This is a genomic window from Pseudomonas sp. 05N431 (genome assembly GCF_056397005.1).
Genome location: NZ_JBFTMN010000015.1, coordinates 37,477 through 58,929 on the forward strand (window position 1 = coordinate 37,477; position 21,453 = coordinate 58,929).

At 60.3% G+C, this 21,453-nt stretch carries 17 protein-coding genes; 15 read left to right on the forward strand and 2 right to left on the reverse strand.

Annotated elements, in window-relative coordinates:
* Positions 1 to 451 precede the first annotated feature (451 nt).
* The 13 genes from AC1DIG_RS22565 (at position 452) to AC1DIG_RS22625 (ending at position 15,560) form a co-directional block, all read left to right on the forward strand.
* Positions 452 to 2,074: a methyl-accepting chemotaxis protein gene (locus AC1DIG_RS22565; protein ID WP_477769091.1), complete on the forward strand. Its 1,623-nt coding sequence runs from the start codon at positions 452 to 454 to the stop codon at positions 2,072 to 2,074.
* Positions 2,074 to 2,610, forward strand: a complete 537-nt coding sequence (locus tag AC1DIG_RS22570) for a chemotaxis protein CheW (RefSeq protein WP_103319577.1) — start codon at positions 2,074 to 2,076, stop codon at positions 2,608 to 2,610. The genes AC1DIG_RS22565 and AC1DIG_RS22570 overlap by 1 nt, the downstream gene beginning before the upstream one ends.
* Positions 2,607 to 3,884 (forward strand): CheR family methyltransferase, encoded by a 1,278-nt coding sequence (locus AC1DIG_RS22575; protein WP_477769092.1) that lies wholly within the window; start codon positions 2,607 to 2,609, stop codon positions 3,882 to 3,884. Before AC1DIG_RS22570 ends, AC1DIG_RS22575 begins: the two co-directional genes overlap by 4 nt.
* Positions 3,881 to 4,564: a chemotaxis protein CheW gene (locus AC1DIG_RS22580; protein ID WP_477769093.1), complete on the forward strand. Its 684-nt coding sequence runs from the start codon at positions 3,881 to 3,883 to the stop codon at positions 4,562 to 4,564. The genes AC1DIG_RS22575 and AC1DIG_RS22580 overlap by 4 nt, the downstream gene beginning before the upstream one ends.
* Complete coding sequence (locus tag AC1DIG_RS22585) at positions 4,561 to 6,852, forward strand: response regulator (protein WP_477769094.1); 2,292 nt, start codon at positions 4,561 to 4,563, stop codon at positions 6,850 to 6,852. The genes AC1DIG_RS22580 and AC1DIG_RS22585 overlap by 4 nt, the downstream gene beginning before the upstream one ends.
* Positions 6,849 to 7,859 (forward strand): chemotaxis-specific protein-glutamate methyltransferase CheB, encoded by a 1,011-nt coding sequence (cheB, locus tag AC1DIG_RS22590; protein WP_477769095.1) that lies wholly within the window; start codon positions 6,849 to 6,851, stop codon positions 7,857 to 7,859. The genes AC1DIG_RS22585 and cheB overlap by 4 nt, the downstream gene beginning before the upstream one ends.
* A gap of 42 nt (positions 7,860 to 7,901) precedes the next feature.
* A complete protein-coding gene (locus AC1DIG_RS22595; protein ID WP_477769096.1) occupies positions 7,902 to 8,903 on the forward strand; it encodes a diguanylate cyclase domain-containing protein in 1,002 nt (333 codons plus the stop codon).
* A 307-nt stretch (positions 8,904 to 9,210) separates the two neighbouring features.
* Positions 9,211 to 10,306, forward strand: a protein-coding gene (gene prfB / locus AC1DIG_RS22600; protein ID WP_477769097.1) for a peptide chain release factor 2 whose coding sequence is annotated in 2 segments (ribosomal slippage) — positions 9,211 to 9,282 and positions 9,284 to 10,306 — 1,095 coding nt in all. Because the reading frame shifts where the segments join, the coding sequence is not laid out codon by codon here.
* Between the two features lie 71 nt (positions 10,307 to 10,377).
* The gene (gene lysS, locus AC1DIG_RS22605; protein ID WP_477769098.1) at positions 10,378 to 11,880 is read left to right on the forward strand and encodes a lysine--tRNA ligase; all 1,503 of its coding nucleotides are present in this window, start codon (positions 10,378 to 10,380) and stop codon (positions 11,878 to 11,880) included.
* A gap of 102 nt (positions 11,881 to 11,982) precedes the next feature.
* Positions 11,983 to 12,699: a TetR/AcrR family transcriptional regulator gene (locus AC1DIG_RS22610; RefSeq protein ID WP_477769099.1), complete on the forward strand. Its 717-nt coding sequence runs from the start codon at positions 11,983 to 11,985 to the stop codon at positions 12,697 to 12,699.
* A 198-nt stretch (positions 12,700 to 12,897) separates the two neighbouring features.
* Entirely contained in the window at positions 12,898 to 14,175 is a 1,278-nt protein-coding gene (locus AC1DIG_RS22615) for a flavohemoglobin expression-modulating QEGLA motif protein (protein WP_019692051.1), read from the forward strand.
* Between the two features lie 147 nt (positions 14,176 to 14,322).
* Positions 14,323 to 15,237: an alpha/beta hydrolase gene (locus AC1DIG_RS22620; protein WP_477769100.1), complete on the forward strand. Its 915-nt coding sequence runs from the start codon at positions 14,323 to 14,325 to the stop codon at positions 15,235 to 15,237.
* Positions 15,234 to 15,560 carry a hypothetical protein gene (locus tag AC1DIG_RS22625; protein ID WP_477769101.1) on the forward strand — a complete coding sequence of 109 codons (327 nt, stop codon included), beginning with the start codon at positions 15,234 to 15,236 and terminating at the stop codon, positions 15,558 to 15,560. Before AC1DIG_RS22620 ends, AC1DIG_RS22625 begins: the two co-directional genes overlap by 4 nt.
* 116 nt (positions 15,561 to 15,676) lie before the next feature.
* Here AC1DIG_RS22625 and AC1DIG_RS22630 read toward each other — a convergent pair whose 3' ends face one another.
* Together AC1DIG_RS22630 and AC1DIG_RS22635 are read right to left on the reverse strand one after the other, a co-directional pair.
* A complete protein-coding gene (locus AC1DIG_RS22630; protein ID WP_477769102.1) occupies positions 15,677 to 17,131 on the reverse strand; it encodes a hypothetical protein in 1,455 nt (484 codons plus the stop codon).
* A 169-nt stretch (positions 17,132 to 17,300) separates the two neighbouring features.
* Complete coding sequence (locus AC1DIG_RS22635) at positions 17,301 to 17,645, reverse strand: pilin assembly protein (RefSeq protein WP_477769103.1); 345 nt, start codon at positions 17,643 to 17,645, stop codon at positions 17,301 to 17,303.
* A 194-nt stretch (positions 17,646 to 17,839) separates the two neighbouring features.
* Here AC1DIG_RS22635 and ppc point away from each other — a divergent pair, with 194 nt between their 5' ends.
* Both ppc and adk read left to right on the forward strand, forming a co-directional pair.
* Entirely contained in the window at positions 17,840 to 20,470 is a 2,631-nt protein-coding gene (gene ppc / locus AC1DIG_RS22640; protein ID WP_477769104.1) for a phosphoenolpyruvate carboxylase, read from the forward strand.
* 290 nt (positions 20,471 to 20,760) lie between these two features.
* Positions 20,761 to 21,408, forward strand: a complete 648-nt coding sequence (gene adk, locus AC1DIG_RS22645; RefSeq protein ID WP_477769105.1) for an adenylate kinase — start codon at positions 20,761 to 20,763, stop codon at positions 21,406 to 21,408.
* The last annotated feature ends 45 nt before the right edge of the window (positions 21,409 to 21,453 follow it).

Below are 21,453 nucleotides of genomic sequence, written 5' to 3' on the forward strand. Positions count from 1 at the left end.
CCGTAGCAGCTGCCGAGCCTGCGAGGCTGCGTTCGAGGACGCAGTCCTCGCAAACCCTGCATACGCGATTTACCTGATAGAACGCGCGGCCTGATCTTACGACCGCTTCGCGGCCGAACGCAGCCTCGCGGGCTCGGCAGCTGCTACGAATTTGTGGTTGGTCAGGTAGACCGCGTTATCGTTCATCGCGGGCAAGCCTTGCTCCTACAGGTGTGGCGTATATCGACTAAGGTGGGAGCGCCGAAAATCCGTAGGAGCAAGGCTTGTCCGCGATGGCGTCTGTGAGATCGCCATCGCCGGCAAATCGTGTTCCTACAGGATCTACACAGCCCCTCAATAAAGCGGTTATCCGTTTTTCATTTCAAGATGAGACGCAGTGTGCAACCGCAGACAAAACGCGGCGTGCCCTCGGCTATACTCCCCTCCATTTGAACCGCCCCGAGGACTGACTGTGAAGAACTGGACGTTACGCCAACGCATTTTGGCGAGCTTTGCGGTAATTATCGCCATCATGCTGCTGATGGTCATGGTCTCGTTCTCGAGTCTGCTGAAGATTGAGTCCAGCGAGGAAACGGTCCAGTTGGATGCCGTTCCGGGGTTGTATTACAGCTCGATGATTCGCGGCGCCTGGGTCGACACCTACGTCTTGACCCAACGGATCGTTGGCCTCTCGGAGCATCGCGACATGAGTGCCGCTGACCTGGAGCTGTACAAGGGTGCCGAGGCGCACCTGAAAGACGAGATGGCCAACTATCGGAAAACGATCTTCACTGCCGAGGATCGGGCCGAGTTCGAAGTGTTCGAGGCTCGTTATCAAACGTACAACCAGGCGTTGGCTAAAGTCGTCGGGCTGTATCAGCAAAAACAATACGAACAGGCTCGCCTGGCGCTGGAGCAGGAGTTGACGCCTGCGTGGATCGATGGCCGCAAGCAGTTGAATGTTGTGATTGATAGCAATCGTGATCAATCCGCTAATGCTACCGAGGCCATCCGCCAAGCAGTCACCGCGGCAAAAGTCAGCATGGGTGTGTCCTTGCTGGTGGCGGTCGTTGCTGCCGGCCTCTGTGGCCTGCTGTTGATGCGCGCGATCATGGCGCCGATGAACCGCATCGTGCAGATCCTCGACATCATGCGCACCGGCGATCTCAGCAGCCGCCTGAACCTGGATCGCAAAGACGAATTCGGCGCGGTGGAAACCGGCTTCAACGACATGATGACCGAGTTGACCTCGCTGGTATCCCAGGCGCAGCGTTCCTCGGTACAGGTCACCACCTCGGTAACCGAAATCGCGGCTACCTCCAAACAACAGCAGGCGACCGCCACTGAAACGGCGGCCACCACCACCGAAATCGGCGCCACCTCGCGCGAAATTGCCGCCACCTCGCGGGATCTGGTGCGGACCATGACCGAAGTTTCCACCGCTGCCGATCAGGCCTCGGTGCTGGCCGGTTCCGGTCAGCAGGGGCTGGCGCGCATGGAAGAGACCATGCACTCGGTGATGGGCGCGGCCGATCTGGTCAATGCCAAACTGGCGATCCTCAACGAGAAGGCCGGTAACATCAATCAGGTGGTGGTGACCATCGTCAAGGTTGCGGACCAGACCAACCTGCTGTCGCTGAACGCCGCCATCGAGGCCGAAAAGGCCGGTGAATACGGTCGCGGTTTTGCCGTGGTCGCCACCGAAGTTCGACGTCTGGCAGACCAGACCGCCGTCGCCACCTACGACATCGAGCAGATGGTTCGCGAGATCCAGTCGGCGGTGTCGGCCGGTGTCATGGGCATGGACAAGTTCTCTGAAGAAGTCCGCCGTGGCATGTCCGAAGTGCAGCAGGTCGGTGAGCAACTGTCGCAAATCATCCACCAGGTTCAGGCGCTGGCGCCGCGGGTGTTGATGGTCAACGAGGGCATGCAGGCCCAGGCCACGGGCGCCGAACAGATCAACCATGCGCTGGTGCAGTTGGGCGATGCCAGCAGCCAGACAGTCGAGTCATTGCGTCAGGCCAGTTCCGCCATCGACGAGCTGAGCCAGGTGGCCGTAGGGCTGCGCAGCGGCGTCTCGCGATTCAAAGTCTGATGAGCGAACTCGTGGCGAAACGCGGCGCAGGCATGGCGCCCAGGCAGTCATTGTTTCTGGTGTTTCGCATCGGTGACGAGCGTTATGCATTGCAAGCCATTGAAGTGGCCGAGGTGCTGCCGCGCCTGCCGCTAAAACCGATTGCCGGGACGCCTTCATGGGTCGCGGGGGTGTTTGCCTATCGCGGTGCGGTAGTGCCAGTGATCGATGTTGGCGAATTGGCGTTCGGTCAGCCGGCCCAGGCGCGCACCAGCACTCGATTGGTGCTGGTGCATTATCAGCCGGATGACGCCACGCCCGGGCAATTGCTCGGGCTGATTCTCGAGCAGGCCACCGACACTCTGCGTTGCAACCCGGCGGACTTCCAGCCCTATGGTCTGGATAACCGTCAGGCGCCGTATTTGGGGCCGGTGCGTGAAGACGCGCAAGGGCTGCTGCAATGGGTTCGTGTCGCAGACTTGCTGGATGCCCAGGTGCGGGCGCTGCTGTTCCCGTCGCCGCCGCTGGACCTGGCGATGCTTGAGGAGCGCCCATGAGTAGCGACCAGCGCTTTTTCGATTTCCTCAAAGAGCGTATCGGCCTGGACGTGAACTCCGTCGGCCCGGCGATCATCGAGCGGGCCGTGCGCCAGCGGATGACGGTGCAGCACGTGGTAACGGCCGATGAGTACTGGCTGCGGCTGCAAGGCTCGGCAGACGAACAACAGGCGCTGATCGAAGGCGTGATCGTCCCGGAAACCTGGTTTTTCCGTTACCCGGAATCCTTTGCCACGCTGACCAGGCTGGCGCTCAAGCGTCTGGCCGAGATCAAGGGCATGCGCGCGCTGCGGATTCTCAGCCTGCCGTGCTCGACTGGCGAAGAGCCGTATTCGATTGCCATGGCGTTATTCGATGGCGGGCTCGCGCCGCATCAATTCAAGGTCGACGGGGTGGACGTCAGCCCGCTGTCGGTCGAACGGGCCAAGCGTGCGCTGTACGGCAAGAACTCCTTTCGTGGGCAGCAAACCGATTTCCGCGAGCGCTATTTCAGCACCGAAGACGACGGCTATCGCGTCAGCGAGCGGGTACGCGAACAGGTGCGTTTGCAGGTGGGCAACCTGCTGGACCCGACCTTGCTGGCCAGTGAGCCAGCCTATGACTTCGTGTTTTGTCGCAACCTGCTGATCTATTTCGATCAACCTACCCAGAAGCAGGTTCTGGAAGTGCTCAAGCGCCTGACCCACGTGGACGGCGTGCTGTTTATCGGCCCGGCCGAAGGCAGTTTGCTGGGGCATCTGGGGATGCGTTCGATTGGTATCCCACAATCCTTCGCCTTCAGCCGCCACAGCGAGCCCGAACCTGCACCGCCCCCCATGTTTATTGCGCCGCCGTTGCCGGTGAGTTTACCGCTGCGCAGCGTTCCAGCGCCGTCGGTGCGCAACCGACCTTTTGCCGCCGTTGCACCTGTGCAGCGTGCGAACCTGGAGAAAGCACCGAATACCGATGCGGCCGCGCTGCTGGCAAGCATTGCAACCCTGGCCAACGAAGGTAAAAGCCTCGAAGCGCGGGCCGCCTGTGAGGAATACCTGCGCAACCACGAGCCGGTGGCGCAGGTGTTTTACTGGCTGGGGTTGCTCAGTGATGTCGCCGGCAACGTGCTGGAGGCCCAGGGTTTTTATCGCAAGGCGCTGTATTTGCAACCGCAGCATCCCGAAGCGCTGATGCACCTGTCGGTGTTATTGGCGTCCCAGGGGGATGTGTCCGGCGCCCGTCGATTGCAGGAACGCGCTGCTCGCAATGAGCGCACCGCTGACAGTGAGCGTAAACGATGACCGGTTCTGTTTCGCTGAACGTAACCCATGAAGATGCCCAGGCTATTGACGACTGCTGGAACCGTATCGGTATCCACGGCGACAAGTCCTGTCCGCTGCTGATCGAACACATTCACTGTCGCAATTGCGCGGTGTATTCCGCCGCGGCGACGCGTTTGCTGGATCGCTATGCCTTGCAACAGGACGACCGCGCGCAAGCATCCATTGCCGTTGAAGCGGACGTGGTCACACGCTCGCTGTTGATGTTCCGCCTCGGCGAAGAATGGCTCGCCCTGGCCACCCGCAGCCTGGTGGAAGTGGCGCCGATGCAGGCGATTCATTCGCTGCCGCATCAGCGTTCGCGAGCGTTGCTGGGCGTGGCGAATGTGCGTGGCGCGCTGGTGGCGTGCCTGTCGCTGGTGGAATTGCTCGGGCTGGACGCAACTACAGGTGTCGCCTCTGGCGTGCGGATCATGCCGCGCATGTTGATCATTGCTGCTCACGGCGGCCCGGTGGTGGTGCCGGTGGACGAGGTGGACGGGATACACGCCATTGATGAGCGGGTTCTCGACGCCGCGTCCCGCTCAGGCGAGCAGGCCAGTGCCAAGTACACCCGTGGCGTCCTGCAATTCAGAGGTCGCAGCCTGCGCTGGCTGGATGAAGAACAGGTGTTGTCCGCCGTGACCCGGAGCCTGACATGACCCCCGATCAAATGCGCGACGCGTCACTGCTGGAACTCTTCAGTCTTGAAGCCGAGGCCCAGACCCAGGTGCTCAGCGCCGGGTTGCTGGCGCTGGAACGTGACCCGACCCAGGCCGATCAGCTGGAAGCCTGCATGCGCGCCGCGCATTCGCTCAAGGGCGCGGCGCGGATCGTCGGTGTGGACGCCGGGGTCAGCGTTTCCCATGTGATGGAAGATTGCCTGGTCAGCGCGCAGGAGGGGCGACTTTTTCTGCGCCCCGAACACATTGATGCGCTGCTGCAGGGCACGGACTTGCTGATGCGCATCGCCACGCCCGGCAGTGCCAACGTGGCGTCAGGCGACATCGATGCCTACGTGGCGCTGATGGGGCATTTGCTCGATCCCCTGGCGCTTGCAGCACCTGCCGTAGCACAGCCCTCATTGCCGCCCGAGCCAGCGGCACCGCACGTCGAGCCACCGGACCTGGTGTCAGAACTCGAGTCGTCGCTGGCGGCCTCGGTCGAAGCGTCGCGTAAAGCCAAGCGCGTCACCGAAGGCGGTGAGCGGGTGTTGCGAGTAACTGCCGAACGCTTGAACAGCCTGCTCGATCTGTCGAGCAAATCGCTGGTGGAAACCCTGCGTCTCAAGCCTTACCTCGCGACGATGCAGCGTCTCAAACGCACGCAGAGCAACAGTCTGCGCGCCCTGGAAAACCTCAACGTTCACCTCAAGGAGCAAGACCTGAGCCTTGAGGCCCTGGAGGCGCTCGGCGATGCGCGGCGGCTGTTGGCCGAGTCCCAGCAGTTGCTGGTGGAAAAAACCGCTGAGCTCGATGAGTTTGCCTGGCAGGCGAATCAACGTGCTCAGGTGCTGTACGACACGGCGCTGGCCTGTCGCATGCGGCCGTTTGCCGATGTGCTGACCGGGCAGGCGCGGATGGTTCGCGACTTGGGGCGTAGTCTGGGCAAACAGGTGCGGTTGGAAATCGAGGGTGAAAAGACCCAGGTCGACCGCGACGTGCTGGAGAAACTCGAAGCGCCGCTGACCCATTTGTTGCGCAATGCCGTGGACCACGGCATCGAGACACCCGAGCAACGCCTGCTGGCCGGCAAGCCTGCCGAAGGGTTGATTCGCCTGCGCGCATCCAACCAGGCCGGGCTGCTGTTGCTGGAGTTGAGCGACGATGGCCATGGCGTGGACCTGGAACGAGTGCGCCGCAGCATCGTCGAGCGTCAACTGTCACCGGCCGAGACCGCGGCGCAGTTGAGCGAGGAAGAGTTGCTGACGTTCCTTTTCCTGCCGGGCTTCAGCCTGCGCGACACGGTCACCGAGGTGTCCGGTCGTGGCGTAGGCCTGGATGCGGTTCAGCACATGGTCCGCCAGTTACGTGGCGCCGTGGTGCTGGAGCAGAAGGCCGGCGAGGGCAGTCGTTTCCAGCTCGAGGTGCCGCTGACGTTGTCGGTGGTGCGCAGTCTGGTGGTGGAAGTGGGCGAGGAGGCGTATGCCTTTCCATTGGCGCACATCGAGCGCATGTGCGATTTGGCATCGGACGAAATCGTTCAGGTGGAAGGTCGTCAGCACTTCTGGCACGAAGGTCGACACGTCGGCCTCGTCGCGGCCAGCCAGTTGCTGAACCGCCCGGCGAGTCAGAACAGCCCGGCGACCCTTAAAGTCGTGGTCATCCGTGATCGCGACACGGTGTACGGCGTGGCCGTCGAGCGTTTTATCGGCGAGCGCACGTTGGTGGTGCTGCCGCTGGATGAGCGGCTGGGCAAGGTTCAGGACATTTCTGCCGGCGCCTTGCTCGATGACGGGTCGGTGGTGTTGATCGTCGACGTCGAAGACCTGCTCCGCTCGGTGGACAAACTGCTCAATACCGGTCGCCTGGAGCGGATCGCCCGGCACAGCCAGCAAGCCGCCATCGTTGCGCGAAAACGTATTCTGGTGGTCGATGACTCGCTGACAGTGCGTGAGTTGCAACGCAAGCTGCTGCTCAATCGGGGTTATGACGTGGCCGTTGCGGTTGACGGCATGGACGGCTGGAACGCACTGCGTGCCGAAGATTTCGATCTACTGATTACCGACATTGATATGCCGCGCATGGACGGGATCGAACTGGTTTCGTTGTTGCGACGTGACAATCGGCTGCAATCGCTGCCGGTGATGGTGGTGTCCTACAAGGATCGTGAAGAAGACCGTCGTCGTGGACTGGACGCTGGAGCCGACTACTATCTAGCCAAGGCCAGCTTTCATGACGATGCGCTGCTCGATGCAGTGGTTGAGCTCATAGGAGGAGCGCGGACATGAAGATCGCTATCGTCAACGATATGCCCATGGCCGTGGAGGCCCTGCGTCGAGCCTTGGCATTCGAGCCGGCGCACGAGGTGGTCTGGGTCGCCCGCAATGGCGCCGAGGCGGTGCAACGTTGCGCCGAGTTCACCCCGGACCTGATTCTGATGGACCTGATCATGCCGGTCATGGATGGCGTCGAAGCAACACGCCGGATCATGGCCGAGACTCCATGCGCTATTGTCATTGTCACGGTGGACCGGCAGCAGAATGTCCATCGGGTGTTCGAGGCCATGGGCCACGGCGCGCTGGATGTGGTCGATACCCCGGCCCTCGGCGCGGGCGATCCGAAAGAAGCTGCGGCGCCACTGCTGCGCAAGATCATGAACATCGGCTGGCTGATCGGCGAGCGCGGTAACCGCGTGCAGTCCGCGCCGGCCCATCCGCGTATTCTCGGGCAACGCCAGAGCCTGGTGGCGATCGGTTCTTCTGCCGGTGGGCCAGCGGCGCTGGAAGTCTTGCTCAAGGGCCTGCCACGCGATTTTGCGCCGGCCATCGTGCTGGTTCAGCACGTTGACCAGGTGTTTGCGGCCGGTATGGCTGAATGGCTTAGCAGCGCCAGCGGCCTGAACGTGCGCCTGGCTCAGGAAGGCGAGCCGCCGCAAAGCGGGACGGTGTTACTGGCGGGCACCAATCACCACATTCGGTTGTTGAAGAACGGTACGCTGGCCTACACCGCCGAGCCGGTCAACGAAATCTATCGACCCTCGATCGACGTTTTTTTTGAAAGCGTGGCCACTTACTGGAACGGAGATGCAGTGGGTGTGCTGCTGACCGGAATGGGGCGCGATGGCGCCCAGGGACTTAAATTGATGCGCCAGCAAGGCTACTTGACCATTGCTCAGGATCAGCGCAGCAGTGCGGTATATGGCATGCCGAAAGCGGCCGCCGCCCTCGACGCCGCTGTAGAAATTCACCCGTTGGACAAGATAGCGCCACGATTGCTGGAGATCTTTGCAAAATGACTCATCATTGCAGCTGTACTTGCCTTATTCAGGTGCCCGCACATGGATGATTTACAGCTCGACGCCTTTAAAACCGATGAAAACGCCGCGATGGTCCTGCTGGTCGACGACCAGGCGATGATCGGCGAAGCCGTGCGCCGCGGGCTGGCGAACGAAGAGAACATCGACTTCCATTTCTGCGCCGATCCGCACCAGGCCATCGCCCAGGCGATTCGTATCAAGCCGACGGTGATCCTGCAGGACCTGGTCATGCCCGGTCTCGACGGCCTGTCGCTGGTGCGCGAATACCGCAACCACCCGGCGACCAAGGACATTCCGATCATTGTGCTGTCGACCAAGGAAGACCCGCTGATCAAGAGCGCGGCGTTTGCTGCGGGGGCCAACGATTACCTGGTCAAGCTGCCGGACAACATCGAACTGGTTGCGCGCATTCGTTATCACTCGCGCTCCTACATGACCCTGATCCAGCGCGACGCGGCCTACCGGGCGCTGCGGGTCAGTCAGCAACAGCTGCTCGACACCAACCTGGTGCTGCAACGCCTGATGAACTCCGACGGCCTGACCGGCCTGTCGAACCGTCGCCATTTCGACGAATACCTTGAACTGGAATGGCGTCGGGCCATGCGTGACCAGGTGCAACTGTCGTTGTTGATGATCGATGTCGATCACTTCAAGTTGTACAACGACAACTTCGGCCACCTGGAAGGCGACGAAGCCCTGCGCAAAGTCGCCGCGGCGATCCGCGATGCCAGCAGCCGGCCTTCCGATTTGCCGGCACGCTATGGCGGTGAAGAGTTTGTCCTGGTATTGCCCAATACCTCGCCGGGCGGGGCGCGGCTGGTCGCGGAAAAACTCCGGCAGACCGTAGCCGGGATGAAGATTGCGCATGTAGTTCCGGCAGAAGATGCGAGCCTGACCATCAGCATCGGCCTCTCGACCATGACCCCGCAGCCAGGCAGTGATTACCGTCAATTGATCTCGGCAGCGGACAAGGGGTTGTACCTGGCGAAGAACAATGGACGCAATCAGGTGGGCATCGAATGAGGATCAGCCCGCAAGATTGAAATGCGGCACCCGTAGCAGCTGCCGAGCCCGCAAGGCTGCGTTCGAGGACGAAGTCCTCGCCAATCCGGTGTATGCGATTGACCTGGAAGTACGCGTTATCTGATTTTACGGCTGCTGCGCAACCGAACGCAGCCTCGCGGGCTCGGCAGCTGCTACAAGAGTCAGCCGTCTTCATATGGTTTCGTCCAAAACCATTCGCCCTAAAGCCGCCAGGCGGGCTGCCGTGACAGCGTGATTACGTTATACTCGCCGGCTTTCAAAAGTTCGCCAACGAGTGCTGCCCGCCATGGAAATCAACCCGATCCTTAACAGCATCAAGGACCTGTCCGAGCGCTCCGAAACTATTCGGGGGTATCTTTGACTACGATCAAAAGCATGAGCGTCTGACTGAAGTCAATCGCGAGCTTGAAGATCCGAATGTCTGGAACAACCCGTCGTACGCTCAGGAACTGGGCCGCGAGCGGTCCCTGCTGGCGCAGATCGTCGAAACCCTCGACCAGATGCACAGCGGCCTTGCCGACGCCAAAGACCTGCTGTTGATGTCCGCAGAGGAAGAAGACCAGGCCGCCGTCGATGACGTCGCTGCCGAAGTCGAGCGTCTGCGCGAGGCCCTGGAAAAACTCGAATTCCGTCGCATGTTCAGCGGTGAGATGGACGCCAACAACGCCTACCTGGACATCCAGGCCGGCTCCGGCGGTACCGAAGCCCAGGACTGGGCCAACATCCTGCTGCGCATGTACCTGCGCTGGGCTGACAAACGCGGTTTCGACGCGACCATCATGGAACTCTCCGCCGGTGAAGTCGCCGGGATCAAGGGCGCAACCGTGCACATCAAGGGTGAATACGCCTTTGGCTGGCTGCGGACCGAGATCGGCGTGCACCGTCTGGTGCGCAAGAGCCCGTACGACTCCGGTAACCGTCGTCACACCTCGTTCTCGGCCGTGTTCGTGTCCCCGGAAATCGATGACAACATCGAAATCGACATCAACCCGTCGGACCTGCGCATCGACACCTACCGCTCCTCGGGCGCCGGTGGTCAGCACGTAAACACCACCGACTCGGCCGTACGTATCACCCACGTACCGACCAACACCGTGGTCAGCTGCCAGAACGAACGTTCCCAGCACGCCAACAAAGACACCGCGATGAAAATGTTGCGGGCGCGCTTGTACGAGCAGGAAGTGCAGAAACGCAACGCTGCCTCCCAAGCCCTGGAAGACACCAAGTCGGACATCGGCTGGGGTCACCAGATCCGCTCGTATGTGCTCGATGCCTCGCGAATCAAGGATTTGCGCACTAACATCGAACGCAGCGACTGCGACAAGGTGCTCGACGGCGACATCGACGAATACCTGGTGGCGAGCCTGAAGCAAGGCTTGTAAACCGCCAGTCAAGACCTCAAGTCCCCTGCCATCGGTGGGGGCAACGAACCTGTGATGGAAAATTTAAAGACATGAGCGACCTAGAACTCGATTCGCAAGCCCTGCAACAGGAAGAAAACTCCCTGATCGCCCTGCGCAAGGAAAAGCTTGCTGCCGAGCGCGCCAAGGGCCAGGCCTTCCCCAACGACTTCCGCCGCGACGCCTACTGCGAAGACTTGCAGAAACAGTACGCCGACAAGACCAAGGAAGAGCTGGCAGAGGCTGCGATCCCGGTCAAGGTTGCCGGTCGTCTCATGCTCAACCGTGGCTCGTTCATGGTGATTCAGGACATGTCCGGACGCATCCAGGTTTACGTCAACCGTAAAACCCTGTCCGAAGAAACCCTGGCCGCCGTGAAAACCTGGGACCTGGGCGACATCATTGCCGCCGAAGGCACCCTGGCCCGTTCGGGCAAAGGCGACCTGTACGTTGAAATGACCAACGTGCGTCTGCTGACAAAATCCCTGCGCCCGTTGCCGGACAAGCACCACGGCCTGTCCGACACCGAGCAGCGCTACCGCCAGCGTTACGTTGACCTGATCGTCAACGAAGACGTGCGCCAGACCTTCCGCGTGCGTTCGCAAGTGATTGCGCATATTCGCAGCTTCCTGATGAAGCGCGACTTCCTGGAAGTCGAAACGCCGATGCTGCAAACCATCCCGGGCGGTGCGGCGGCCAAGCCGTTCGAGACTCACCACAATGCGCTGGATATGCAGATGTTCTTGCGTATCGCGCCGGAGCTGTACCTCAAGCGTCTGGTGGTAGGTGGTTTCGAGAAAGTCTTCGAGATCAACCGCAACTTCCGTAACGAAGGTGTTTCGACTCGTCACAACCCTGAATTCACCATGTTGGAGTTCTACCAGGCCCACGCCGACTACGAAGACAACATGGACCTGACCGAAGAACTGTTCCGCGAGCTGGCGCAGCTGGTTCTGGGCAGCACCGACGTGCCTTACGGCGACAAGGTGTTCCACTTCGGCGAACCGTTCGTGCGTCTGTCGGTGTTCGACTCGATCCTCAAGTACAACCCGGATCTGACCGCTGACGACCTGACTGACATCGACAAAGCTCGCGCTATTGCCAAGAAGGCCGGCGCCAAGGTGCTGGGCTTCGAAGGTCTGGGCAAGTTGCAGGTAATGATTTTCGAAGAGCTGGTCGAGCACAAGCTGGAGCAGCCGCACTTCATCACCCAGTACCCGTTCGAAGTGTCGCCGCTGGCCCGTCGTAACGACGAGAACCCGAACGTCACCGACCGTTTCGAGTTGTTCATTGGTGGCCGTGAAATCGCCAATGCCTACTCCGAGTTGAACGACGCGGAAGACCAGGCCGAGCGCTTCATGGCCCAGGTGGCCGATAAGGACGCCGGCGATGACGAAGCCATGCACTACGACGCTGACTTCGTTCGCGCGCTGGAGTACGGCATGCCGCCGACCGCCGGTGAAGGGATCGGCATCGACCGTCTGGTGATGTTGCTGACCAACTCACCGTCGATCCGCGATGTGATCCTGTTCCCGCACATGCGGCCACAAGCGTAAATGTTTCAACTAAAAAGCCGCCTATAACAGGCGGCTTTTTATTGCCTGTCTGGTACAAACGTATCAATTGGTTACTTTTGACGTTAGAGAGGAATATCTGTCGTGAATCGTGCAATGGCTCAAGAAGGAGCAGTTGGCATTGCCACTGCGGTCGCTGAAAGTGTTCAGTATCAGGGACGCAAAGCCAGCCGACAGGGCAGTGAGCAGCGTCGACAGGAAATTCTCGATGCAGCGATGCGCATCGTCGTGCGCGACGGTGTCCGTGCGGTGCGTCACCGTGCCGTGGCCGCCGAAGCCGGTGTGCCATTGTCGGCGACCACTTACTATTTCAAGGATATCGATGACCTGCTCACCGATACCTTCGCTCAATACGTCGAACGTAGCGCCGCCTACATGGCCAGGTTGTGGGCCAACAACGAAGGCTTGTTGCGCGAGATGGTCATCAGTGGTGATGGCAGTCCCGAGTCCCGCTCACAGTTGGCTGACGATATTGCCCGGCTGATGGCGGACTATGTTCACCGGCAATTGATCAACCGCCGCGAGCACCTGATGGCCGAGCAGGCCTTCCGCCAGGAAGCGTTGCTCAACCCGCGCCTGGCACTGCTGGTGCGCTCGCATCAGCAAATCCTCTTGCAGGGCACCTGCCAGCTTTTCCAGGTATTGGGTTCGCGAGAGCCGCAGCAGGATGCCAAAGTGTTGACGGCGATAATCGGCCGGATGGAATATCAGGGCCTGCTCAACGACGCAGAGCCGCAGGCCGAGGAAGAGATGCTCGGCATCCTGAATCGGTACATGCACCTGGTACTGGCATCGGTCTGACCTTGTGGGAGCGAGCTTGCTCGCGATAGCAATTGAACAGTCGACATTCATGTTGAATGTCGGACCGTCATCGCGAGCAAGCTCGCTCCCACATAAGGCCCTCGTGCGCGCTTAGGGAGTGTTGAATGCAGTCCCGGCGTGTCGTGATCGCCTTGTCCAATAAACGCAACACGCAACGGTTATCAACGGGAGCAACCGGTGGACGAATACCAGCAGACGATACGCACCTTGTCCGATCGCATAGTGCTGGCGCAGACGCCGATTCGGGTCCTCGATGCGGTCAAGTGGGATGACAACATCCGCAAGGGTTTCCTCAAGGCCAAAGGCAAGGAAATGCCGGCGGTGGACCGCGATTACTACCTCAATCGGCCACTGTCCTTCGACTCCAGCAAAGTGAAGCTGGAGTTCCAGAACATCGAGCGCGACATCACCCGTCAGCTCGGTCAGTTCAACCCCGTCGGGCAGATCATGCGCCGCATGTGCAAGGAATACCGCATGGTGGTGCGGATGCTCGAAGCGCGTGGCACCGAAGATTTCGGGTTGATCTCCCAGGAGCTTTACGGCGCCGCGTCCGATGCGTTCCACGCCGGTGACCCGACCCTGGCCGACCTTGGCCTGATGATGTCCGACTACCTGAACAACATCGATGGCCGGGGCGACCTCAAGGACGAGCCGAAGATTCTCACCGCCAAAGAAGCCGTGCACCTGCTGCAAACCCGCTTGAACAAGGTCTTTGGCGAAGCCGAGGAAACCATTCGGGTATTCGAGTCCGACGGTATTGTCGCGGATGCGGCGGCCGGTGCCGACTACATCAAGATCCGCGCTGACGCGATGTTCAACGAACGTGACGTGCGCGCTTTGGAAGTCCATGAAGGCCTGGTGCATGTCGGCACCACCCTTAACGGTCTGAACCAGCCGATCTGCACCTTCCTCTCCAAGGGGCCACCGTCGTCGACCGTGACCCAGGAAGGCCTGGCGATCCTGATGGAAATCATCACCTTTGCGTCCTACCCGAGTCGCTTGCGCAAACTGACCAATCGTACCCGTGCGATTCACATGGCCGAGGAGGGCGCGGACTTTTTGCAGATCTTCGAGTTCTTCCGCGCTCAAGGTTTCGAGATGGCTGAAAGCTATAGCAATGCCAGCCGGGTTTTCCGCGGTTCGATACCCAATGGCCTGCCATTCACCAAAGACTTGTCCTATCTCAAGGGCTTTATCATGGTTTACAACTACATTCAGTTGGCCGTGCGTAAAGGCAAGCTCGAGCAGATTCCTTTGCTGTTTTGCGGCAAAACCACCCTGGAAGACATGCGAACCCTGCGTCAGTTGGTGGATGAAGGCCTGGTGGAGCCACCCAAGTACCTGCCGGACCAGTTCCGTGACATGAACGCCTTGTCGGCCTGGATGTGTTTCTCCAACTTCCTCAACCACCTGAGCCTGGACCGGATCGAAGCGGATTATTCGAACATTTTGTAAGAGCACCACAGTCCAAATGTGGGAGCGAGCTTGCTCGCGATGACGGAATTACATTCAACATCAATGTTGACTGACCCACCGCCATCGCGAGCAAGCTCGCTCCCACAGGTTATGTGTTTCAACTCCTTTTTCGCGGGGCTTCAACGGATGAGAATCCTCGGCATTCTTTGCCTTCTCCTGACCCTCGGCGGGTGCAGCTCCTTGCTGTTCTATCCCGATCCCGGTCTGCCGTTTACCCCGCAAAAAGCCGGGCTTGAATACCGTGACGTCACCCTGACCACCGCCGATGGCGTGAAACTCAACGGTTGGTGGCTACCGGCCAAAAAAGGCGTGACGGTCAAGGGCACGGTGCTGCATTTACACGGCAATGGCGGGAATCTCGCCGGGCATCTGGGGGCCAGTTGGTGGCTACCGAAGCAGGGTTATCAGGTGCTGCTGGTGGACTATCGCGGGTATGGCCTGTCGCAGGGTAAACCCGGCCTGCCGGCGATCTATCAGGACATCGACGCTGCATTCAAATGGCTCGACCAGGCGCCCGAGGTTCAGGGCAAACCGTTGATCGTCCTGGGCCAGAGCCTTGGCGGTGCGCTGGTTGTGCATTATCTGGCGGAACACCCCGAGCGTCAGCGCCAGCTCAAGGCGCTGGTCCTCGACGGCGTGCCGGCCAGCTACCGGGATGTCGGGCGGTTTGCACTGAGTACGTCGTGGATGACCTGGCCGTTTCAGGTGCCGTTGTCCTGGCTGGTACCGGACGCCGACAGCGCGATCAACGCGATGCCGCAGCTCAATGGCGTGCCAAAGCTGATCTACCACAGCATCGATGATCCGCTCGTGCCTCTTTCCAATGGCATTCGACTGTATCAAGCTGCGCCCCCGCCGAGGGTCCTGCAATTGGTCCGTGGCGGCCATGTGCAGACGTTTGCCGACCCGGTCTGGCGCACCGTCATGCTGCGCTATCTCGATGACCCGCAACATTTCAACGGCTTGCGCCGGTTGGGAGAAATCCCCAATTACCCGGCCCCCCCGAATTCAGAAGTTGAACCTCCAGAGAGTCCGCAATGAGTGAAGAACGTAACGCCATCCCGCTGATCATCACCGGTATCTGCAGCATCCTCGGCACGGTCGGGGCCCTGTGGTACTACGGCTACCTGCACTTCGCCAAACCGGAAGACGCATTGCTGCTGAATGACTTCACCATGCTCAAGACCGTGCCGGGAGAAAACTACAAAGTCTCGCTGGAGCCGGCGGCAGAAGTCGCCCAGTGCGTTGATGGCGTGCTGGTGCTGTTCGACACCGAACAGAAAGGCCTGACTGGTGTGCTGGTCAACAACAAGAAAAAAGCCGTGCGTTGCATGGGGCAAGAGACGCCGCAGTTGGAGCAGTAGCCGGTTTAGATCAGGCAAATGAAAAAGCCCCGGTTTCTTGGTAGGAACCGGGGCTTTTTCCATGCGACGTGATCAGCGGTTTTGTCAGGCGAAGACATCAGGTTCAGTTCAATGGCCTATCGGCTGGCGGCTGACGTATCGGGATTTACTCCGAATTTAATAGTTGTTGTGTCAAGGATACCGCCGAAGTTTTGAATCAAATTCAATAGGTATGCTTTACCTGGTTTCCCAGATCCTTGTCCAGTCCAGTTGCCTGCATTATCCGAGTTGAGGGGGAGGGTCCAAGTGGCGAAATTCGAAAGGTCGACGTAGGTCAAGAAGAACACCGCACCGGGCTGTCCAGACCCGCTGTAGGGCGTACCGTTGTTGATCCATTCTCCATCTTTTGGAGTCGTGAAGGTCGGCTTCTTCAGGGATGAACAGGCCGCTGGTGTTTCACCGTTGAAACCAACAGAAATGGCAGCATACGATCCGACCAGGGGCTCAACTGCGCACACATGCACGGTAATGCCTGCTGCCTCGTCCTTCAACGTTCTACCTGCTTTCAAGGTTGCATCTTGTGTTGAAGTCGTTTCGGGCGTGCCATCGAGTTGGGTGTCCTGAACGTAGGCCCCTATGTTGGTGTAGCGAGCCCAGACGCCCACGGCATAATTGTCTGGAAACTGGCTGTCGAACGGTGGACGACCAGGCTGACGCACTTCCAGTGCTATTTGCTTCGGCTGGTTTGGGCCTGTTGTCGGGCGATCAATCAAGTAACTCTGTCTGAGGGCGAGGCGATAGATGCCCGACTTGTTGATGTGGGTTGCCGTGGCGTCATCCTGCCAGCCTGCGTACCAGCGGAAGTGATTGGGATACAGCACCGACAGACCGCCTGAGACGGGATTGCCATAGTCGGGGTAGAAGACGATTTTGCATTGGTCGGGCGCTTTGATGACATTGCCGTTCAGAGGGCAACTGGAGTAGGTAGGCCCAGGAAGAAAACCCAGGTTATTGCCGAACAGGTGAATCCAGAGATGCGAGCTCTCTGGCTGTTTGTAGATTGCCAGTACCCGGCCGGGAACATCGGCATTCCCCGTACCTGTTTCGCAGGGGGCCGCGATGAACAGATAGTCATAGGCGTCAGGATTCAGGCCTTGAGCCCTGGCGGCGGCTTCGGCGGGGCCTTTGACTGCGTCGCGAGTGCTGCAGATGGCCGGTTTTGCACCGAAGTCAGCGGTGATCATCTTGCCTTCCAGGGTCAGCTTCTTGCCTGAAACATCGGCGATGTAACTGCGCAAGGAAGATTTGTCCTCTGGAGAAAGGCTCTGCGACCACAGCACGTCCTTGTCCAGCGCGGGCATGCCGGCCCACTTACCGACCACCAGCAACACTTTCTTTGTGCCCACGACCGGTCGTTGGTTGACGCCCGGAACGGGCAGGGGTTTACCGGTGAGAATGGTCTCAGGGTCGAGAGGGTTGTACTCGGGCTCGCCGCTTGTCGAGACGCCGACTTTCGAGTCATGGGCGGACTGTGCACACCCTCCCTGAATCAGTGCTGCACTCAACAGCAAAAAAAACGTCAGCATTCGCATGGTGGTGCTCCTTGATGCCCGTAATCCTGGCCTGGAGCTCACTTTTACTCGCGCTGCTGGAGGCTGCCTACTGTCAGAAATAACAGGTGGCGACGAGTGGTAAGAGCGTGCATGTACACAAAAGCCCCACCTGATCAGTTCAGGCGGGGCTTTTGCGTTACAGGCTGCCTCAGTGTTTTTGCTTGCCGGCCTGAGCCGATAAGTCGTGCAAATGGCGCCGCGACAATTCGAGAAAACGCGGTGTCGGGCCGACGTCTTCGTAGAGCGGGTCGCCTTCCTCATCGGTTGCGACCACCTGCTGACCCTTGATGTAAGGGAAACTCGCTTCGAGCTCTTCCAGGGCCGCGCCGATCAGTTCGCCCAGCAGTTCTTCGGGGTGGCGTTTGGGGTACATCTCGGTAATCGCCGCCAGCCGCGCCGCGGCTTCGACGTCCAGGTGAATGGTGTAGCCGGTCTTGGTCAAACGGCCTTTGGCGGTTTCTTCCCAATGTTGGGCTAGCTCACGGATTTTCATAATGACCTCAATAGGCACCTGCTGGTGGCAGGGGAGATGAGTGTCCGGCCGTGGCCGGTGGCAAGCCTTTGTACGGCTTATTCTTCAGACTAGCCCCAACCTTCAGGGTTTACCGTCGATTTGTCGTCTGACTTGTAAGAACCCGCTGCGGACGGCACTCTTGGAGTCGACTGCCATTCGCTGGAGAACTGCTGATGACTGATATCGATGCACGCTTGCGCGAGGATGTTCACCTGCTGGGTGAGTTGTTGGGCAACACCATTCGTGAGCAGTACGGGGATGGCTTTCTCGACAAGATCGAGCTGATCCGCAAGGGTGCCAAGGCTGATCGTCGTGGCTCGACGGACGCCGAACTGCGCGCCAGTCTCAACCAGTTGACTGAAGATGAACTGCTGCCAGTGGCGCGAGCGTTCAACCAGTTCCTCAATCTGGCGAACATCGCCGAGCAATATCAGCTGATTCATCGCCGCGAAGAGTCCCAGCCAGCGCCGTTCGAAGCGCGGGTGCTGCCTGAACTGCTCGCTCGCCTGCGGGCGGAAGGGCATGGCAGCGACGCGCTGGCGCGGCAATTGGGACGGCTGGAGATCGAGCTGGTGCTGACGGCGCACCCGACTGAAGTCGCCCGCCGGACCTTGATCCAGAAATACGACGCCATCGCCGCGCAACTGGCGGCGCAGGATCATCGCGACCTGACCGGTGCCGAGCGCGAGCAGATCAAGTCGACCTTGCAGCGCCTGATCGCCGAAGCCTGGCACACCGAAGAAATCCGCCGCACCCGGCCAACCCCGGTCGATGAAGCCAAGTGGGGCTTTGCGGTGATCGAGCATTCGCTGTGGCAAGCGATTCCCAACTACCTGCGCAAGGCCGACCAGGCCTTGCATGCGGCCACCGGTCTGCGCTTGCCGCTGGAAGCGGCGCCGATTCGCTTCGCCTCGTGGATGGGCGGCGACCGTGATGGCAACCCGAACGTCACCGCAGAGGTGACCCGTGAGGTCTTGCTGCTGGCGCGCTGGATGGCGGCCGATTTGTACTTGCGTGATGTCGATCATCTGGCCGCCGATTTGTCGATGCAGCAGGCCAGCACCGCGTTGCGGGCCAAGGTCGGGGACAGCGCCGAACCTTACCGTGCAGTGCTCAAACAGCTGCGTGAGCGCCTGCGCGCGACCCGTAACTGGGCGCAGGCATCCCTGACCGCGAGCATCCCGGCACCGGCCGATGTGCTGCAGAACAACCGCGAACTGCTGGACCCGCTGGAGCTGTGCTATCAATCGCTGCATGAATGCGGCATGGGCGTGATCGCCGACGGTCCGTTGCTCGATTGCCTGCGTCGGGCGGTGACGTTCGGCCTGTTCCTGGTACGACTCGACGTGCGCCAGGACTCGTCGCGGCATGCGTCGGCGATGACCGAAATCACTGACTACCTTGGGCTCGGTCGCTATGAGGACTGGGACGAGGAAGCGCGCATCAGCTTCCTGATGGGCGAGCTGAACAATCGTCGGCCACTCCTGCCGGCGTATTTCAAGCCTTCGGCCGACACCGCCGAAGTCCTGGCGACGTGTCGTGAAATCGCGGCGGCACCGGTGGCGTCGCTGGGCTCTTATGTGATCTCCATGGCGGGCGCCGCGTCGGACGTGCTCGCCGTGCAACTGCTGCTTAAAGAGTCCGGTGTGTTGCGACCCATGCGCGTCGTGCCGCTGTTCGAAACCCTCGCCGACCTCGACAACGCCGGCCCGGTGATCGAGAAACTGTTGCTGCTGCCGGGTTACCGCTCGCGGTTGCAGGGCCCGCAGGAAGTGATGATCGGTTATTCCGACTCGGCCAAGGATGCCGGCACCACGGCGGCGGCCTGGGCTCAGTACCGGGCGCAGGAACGCTTGGTGGATATCTGCCGCGAACAACAAGTGGAACTGTTGTTGTTCCATGGTCGCGGCGGCACCGTGGGCCGTGGCGGTGGCCCGGCGCACGCGGCGATTCTGTCGCAGCCTCCGGGGTCGGTGGCCGGGCGTTTCCGTACCACCGAGCAAGGGGAAATGATTCGATTCAAGTTCGGCCTGCCGGACATCGCCGAGCAAAACCTCAACCTGTACCTGGCCGCAGTGCTGGAAGCAACGCTGTTGCCGCCTCCACCGCCGGAACCCGCGTGGCGTGGCCTGATGGACGAATTGGCGGCTGATGGCGTCAGCGCTTATCGCGCCGTGGTGCGGAAGAATCCGCAGTTCGTCGAGTATTTCCGTCAATCCACGCCCGAGCAGGAGCTGGGACGTCTGCCGCTCGGCAGTCGTCCGGCCAAGCGTCGTGCCGGCGGGATCGAAAGCCTGCGGGCGATTCCGTGGATCTTCGGCTGGACCCAGACCCGCCTGATGCTGCCGGCCTGGCTCGGCTGGGAAGCGGCATTGAGCAACGCCTTGGCGCGCGGTGAGGGCGAGTTGCTGGCGCAGATGCGTGAGCAGTGGCCGTTCTTCCGCACGCGCATCGACATGCTGGAGATGGTGCTGGCCAAGGCTGACGCGGACATTGCCCAGTCCTACGACGAGCGATTGGTTGCGCCTGATTTGTTACCTTTGGGTGTGCATTTACGCGACCTATTGTCGCAGGCGTGCTCCGTGGTCCTTGGCCTGACCGGTCAGTCGCAGCTGCTGGCACATAGCCCTGACACCCTGGAGTTCATCCGTTTGCGCAACACCTACCTCGACCCGCTACATCTATTGCAGGCCGAACTGTTGGCGCGCTCGCGGCAGCCGGAAGTGGTGCAGGGCAGCCCGGTGGAACAGGCTTTGCTGGTGTCTGTGGCAGGGATTGCAGCCGGTTTACGCAATACCGGCTAAGGTCTTTTGCGGGATGTTGCAGGCGGTTTCACTGCGACAAGCGACCGGTCCGCGGGGGCCGGTCGCGCTTGTCAGGCGACACTTTGTTATGGGGTTGCGACTTGGATCGCCTCCTCGACAGGGCGTAACAGACACGGGTTGCTCCGACTTTCGGCGGCTTGTGTGGGCAGGGCCTGCTGTGTATCTTGATCAGCCTTTGGCCGTTTGGGCGGCCCACGACCCTATTTTTGAGATTGGCCCCACGCGGCAAATCCGATCGTTATCTAAATAAGAAATTGAGGAGCACATCGATGCGCGTCATTCTGCTGGGAGCTCCCGGGGCCGGTAAAGGTACTCAGGCTAAGTTCATCACTGAAAAATTCGCTATTCCACAGATCTCCACCGGCGACATGCTGCGTGCTGCCGTCAAGGCCGGCACCGAGCTGGGCATTAAAGCCAAGAGCATCATGGACGCGGGCGGCCTGGTCTCCGATGACCTGATCATTGCATTGGTCAAGGATCGTATCGCTCAGTCCGATTGCGCCAATGGCTTCCTGTTCGACGGTTTCCCGCGCACCATTCCTCAGGCTGAAGCCCTGGTCGATGCCGGTGTAGAACTGGATCACGTGGTTGAAATCGCCGTTGATGACGAAGAAATCGTTCAGCGTATCGCCGGTCGTCGTGTACACGAAGCCAGCGGCCGCGTTTACCACACCGTCTACAACCCGCCGAAAGTCGCGGGCCAGGACGATGTCACCGGCGAAGCGCTGGTGCAGCGTAAAGACGACACTGAAGAAACCGTGCGTCATCGTCTGTCGGTCTACCATTCCCAGACCAAGCCACTGGTGGATTTCTACCAGCAGCTGTCGGCTGCTCAAGGCAAGCCGAAGTACAGCCACATTGCAGGCGTCGGTTCGGTTGAAGCGATCACCGGTAAAGTGCTTGAAGCGCTGAGCTGAGAAAGCTGATTTGCTTTACGTTCAACGGCCCGCTTGCGGGCCGTT

Coding starts and splice junctions, on each gene's coding strand:
- AC1DIG_RS22625 (WP_477769101.1), top strand. CDS start 15,234: ATGAGTGAAGAACGTAACGCCATCCCGCTGATCATCACCGGTATCTGC.
- AC1DIG_RS22575 (WP_477769092.1), top strand. CDS start 2,607: ATGAGTAGCGACCAGCGCTTTTTCGATTTCCTCAAAGAGCGTATCGGC.
- AC1DIG_RS22570 (WP_103319577.1), top strand. CDS start 2,074: ATGAGCGAACTCGTGGCGAAACGCGGCGCAGGCATGGCGCCCAGGCAG.
- lysS (WP_477769098.1), top strand. CDS start 10,378: ATGAGCGACCTAGAACTCGATTCGCAAGCCCTGCAACAGGAAGAAAAC.
- AC1DIG_RS22635 (WP_477769103.1), bottom strand. CDS start 17,645: ATGAAAATCCGTGAGCTAGCCCAACATTGGGAAGAAACCGCCAAAGGC.
- AC1DIG_RS22595 (WP_477769096.1), top strand. CDS start 7,902: ATGGATGATTTACAGCTCGACGCCTTTAAAACCGATGAAAACGCCGCG.
- AC1DIG_RS22585 (WP_477769094.1), top strand. CDS start 4,561: ATGACCCCCGATCAAATGCGCGACGCGTCACTGCTGGAACTCTTCAGT.
- AC1DIG_RS22620 (WP_477769100.1), top strand. CDS start 14,323: ATGAGAATCCTCGGCATTCTTTGCCTTCTCCTGACCCTCGGCGGGTGC.
- ppc (WP_477769104.1), top strand. CDS start 17,840: ATGACTGATATCGATGCACGCTTGCGCGAGGATGTTCACCTGCTGGGT.
- adk (WP_477769105.1), top strand. CDS start 20,761: ATGCGCGTCATTCTGCTGGGAGCTCCCGGGGCCGGTAAAGGTACTCAG.
- cheB (WP_477769095.1), top strand. CDS start 6,849: ATGAAGATCGCTATCGTCAACGATATGCCCATGGCCGTGGAGGCCCTG.
- AC1DIG_RS22630 (WP_477769102.1), bottom strand. CDS start 17,131: ATGCGAATGCTGACGTTTTTTTTGCTGTTGAGTGCAGCACTGATTCAG.
- AC1DIG_RS22580 (WP_477769093.1), top strand. CDS start 3,881: ATGACCGGTTCTGTTTCGCTGAACGTAACCCATGAAGATGCCCAGGCT.